The sequence below is a fragment of the Leptolyngbya sp. CCY15150 genome (genome assembly GCF_016888135.1).
Taxonomy (GTDB): domain Bacteria; phylum Cyanobacteriota; class Cyanobacteriia; order RECH01; family RECH01; genus RECH01.
This window is the reverse complement of sequence record NZ_JACSWB010000242.1, coordinates 1-3266: the sequence shown is the minus strand read 5'-3', so window position 1 is coordinate 3266 and position 3266 is coordinate 1. Positions and strand designations below refer to the sequence as shown.

General features: G+C 51.5%; 3 protein-coding genes. 1 reads left to right on the top strand and 2 read right to left on the bottom strand.

All coding sequences use genetic code 11. From position 1 onward, the window contains the following. Together JUJ53_RS18600 and JUJ53_RS18595 are read right to left on the bottom strand one after the other, a co-directional pair. On the bottom strand, window positions 1–936 hold a 936-nt coding region (locus JUJ53_RS18600; RefSeq protein ID WP_204153537.1), incomplete at its 3' end, for an integrin alpha. Window positions 937–1009: 73 nt separating this feature from the next. Continuing rightward, window positions 1010–1228: a DUF4915 domain-containing protein gene (locus tag JUJ53_RS18595; RefSeq protein ID WP_204153536.1), complete on the bottom strand. Its 219-nt coding sequence runs from the start codon at window positions 1226–1228 to the stop codon at window positions 1010–1012. 407 nt (window positions 1229–1635) lie between these two features. Here JUJ53_RS18595 and JUJ53_RS25205 point away from each other — a divergent pair. Continuing rightward, window positions 1636–3266 (top strand): NACHT domain-containing protein (locus tag JUJ53_RS25205; RefSeq protein ID WP_204153535.1); only part of this gene is annotated, 1631 nt, incomplete at its 3' end.

Sequence of the window (3266 nt, the reverse complement as noted above, 5' to 3'; positions counted from 1 at the left end):
AGAATAGTCACCTGCTGCCACGCCATCGATACGAAAGCCATTGCTGCCATTGAGGGTGGAGAGATTGAGAGTGCTACTAAACCCACCCCCACTGCCAAACACCACATAGCTAGAACCTGAATAGGAGCCGTTGGGGTCGGCATAGGGTGCCCCAATGATCAGGTCATCGATGCCATCGCCATTGATATCCCCGGCACTGCTCACCGAACGCCCGGAAAAGTCAAATACAGCCCCCCCATCGAGACGAAAGCCATTGCTGCCATTGAGGGTGGAGAGATTGAGGGTGCTACTAAACTCACCCTCACCAAATACAACATAGCTAGAGCCTGAATAGTTGCCGTTGGGGTCGGCACTGAGTGCCCCAATAATCAGGTCATCAAAGCCGTCGCCATTGATATCCCCGGCACTGCTCACTGAAAAACCGGAATTGTCAGATGCAGCTACCCCATCCATGCGAAAGCCATTGCTGCCATTGAGGCTGGATAGGCTGAGGGTGCTACTAAATCCACTTCCACTGCCAAACACCACATAGCTAGAGCCAGAATTGGTGCCGTTGGGATCGGCACCGTATGCCCCAATAATCAGGTCATCAAAGCCATCGCCATTGATATCCCCTGCACTGCTCACTGAACGACCGGAACGGTCATCTGCGGCTACCCCATCGAGACGAAAGCCATTGCTGCCATTGAGGGTGGAGAGATTGAGGGTGCTACTAAACCCACTTCCACTGCCAAACACCACATAGCTAGAGCCTGAAGCGGAGCCGTTGGGGGCGGCTCTGTATGCCCCAATAATCAGGTCATCAAAGCCATCGCCATTGATATCCCCTGCACTGCTCACTGAACGACCGGAACGGTCATCTGCAGCTACCCCATCCATGCGAAAGCCATTGCTGCCATCAAGGTCAGCCAAGTTCAAAACAGGGTCAAACACCATCTTGTTTCCTCTTGGTTATGTACTATTGGTTTTCACGGTCGTTCTAGTTGGGCACCCTAAACTTATGTGATTGCTATCCATCACCCATCGAAATCACGTGGCGGATTTCATCGGAGCGAATGCCGATCGCCATGGGGCGCTGCACGTTAGGGAGCGTCACCACGTCATAGAGTTCTGAAACCGCCCCTGCAATGCGCAACGAATGCACTAGATCGCCACTACGCAGGTCAATCACGCCGATGCCACACTGTGGTTTTGCCTCCTTCTGCACTAGGGCAGCATCTAATGCCAAGCCTTGAAAACTCTTTTTATACCCATGTTACGGTGAGCAACGCCATTACTTCTTCTACTGTTATTCATCAAGTTTTATCGGAAATAAAAGAGAAATTGATTTAAGCTACCCCTGTCTCACGGGCGATCGCTCTCAAGCTGCGATCGCTATCTGTCAATGTGTTTAGCGGATCGATTCATAATAGGGTTATGGCCCCATTTGTTACGTCGCTAGTAGTGATCGGGTTGGTGGCGATCGCCCTAGCAAAAGGCTACAAATCCAAGACATAATCAGCTTGATGGAGCATGGGTGGCGATCGCTTTGCTGTTCTGTCGAGAATGTTAGAACATCCGCATAAAAGTTAGGGAAAGTTCCTGGCAAGGCTATGCTGTGGGCATCCATGACAATCTCGATGGCAGAGTTACGACGTGAATCAAGCATTATCCTTGCTGTGGCTGCTGGCAGAATCACCGGCTGCGGAAGCTGAACCCTCCAAAGTTGGGCAAGCCCTAACCTATATGACCAGCAACCCTTACATCGGTTGGGGGTTAGCTGGTTTTGTACTGGTGGCGATGGCAACGGCAGCGATCGCTGGTTGGACAGGCAACCTGGGCAAGATCATTGAATTTGTCAAAACGTACCTACGGCCCAGCCAGCCAGCAATTACCGATGAACGATGCCAAGCTCAGTTAAAGGAACTAAACAAGGTTGTCCTCAAAGAAGTCACCACGCGCCTGAGTCAATCGCTGCACTACAAGGTTCAGATGGACATCGATCGAGAACTGCAGATGAAGCGAGTCGGTCGTCCAGAGGTGGCCGCGTCATCGTCGCTATCTGAATCGTCGTCATCCCGATTGATTCATCGAGACTTCAACCCCTTTGAATCAGGAAACTCTCCGGAACCTGTCCGGGATGACCTGCCGACTCTCAACCTCTTTCAGCATCCAGATATCAAGGGACGACTGCTGATTCTTGGTGAACCAGGGGCGGGCAAAACGACCGAACTGCTGTCCCTTGCCCAAGACTTACTGCAACAAGCGCAGCAGAGTGACGAGCATCCCATCCCTGTCATCTTTGAACTGTCAGCATGGTCAACGGAACCAGGCAAGACGCTGGATGACTGGCTCATCGTGCAACTGAAGGATAGGTACAATGTGCAGCCGGAGATTGCCAAGTATTGGATCGAACACCATCAACTCTTGCCGCTGCTCGATGGTTTGGATGAACTTCGTCGAATTGATGGCACGGATGGAGACACACCAGAGGAACTCGATAAACAGCGTCAATACCAACAGATTCAATGTCTCCACGACATCAACACATGTCTAGAACTGCATCCCAAAACATCACTGGTGGTCTGTTGTCGTCGCCAAGAGTACGAAGCCTTGGAGCAGCAGGGCGAAGCATTGCGGCAGCTCAATGGAGCCATCTACCTCAAGTCTCTCGATGACCCTCAGATCGAAGCCTATTTCCAGAAGGCTGGTTTCCCTCATCGTTGGGTTGCCCTGAAGGATCAACCGGAACTGTTGGAGTTAGCTCGATCGCCCCTATTCCTGTTGATGTTGCTGATGGTGTATCAAGGTCAGACTATCACCACAAAATCTGCACTTTTGGATGCCTACATCAAAAAACAGCTCGAAAATCCAACCCATCAAAGCGCCTATCCTTCAGGAAAAGCACCAACATCCGAGCAAACCGATCGCTACTTGGGTTGGTTGGCTGTCAAACTCAAAGAACAGGAAATGACGGAGTTCTTGATCGAGCGCCTACAACCGTCCTGGCTGGATCGAAAGCGCGATCGTAGGTTGTATCGATGGATTTTCGGGCTGATTTTCGGGCTGATTTTCGGGCTGATTTTCGGGCTGATTTTCGGGCTGATTTTCGGGCTGATTTTCGGGCTGCGTGGTGGGCTGATTGGCGGGCTGCGTGGCGGGCTGCGTGGCGGGCTGCGTAAGATATCTCTTTCTGAGAAACTGAAATTGTATTGGAAAAAAGCAATGATTGCCGGGCTGAGTGTCGGGCTGATTTTCGGGCTGATTGGCGGGCTGATTTTCAGGCT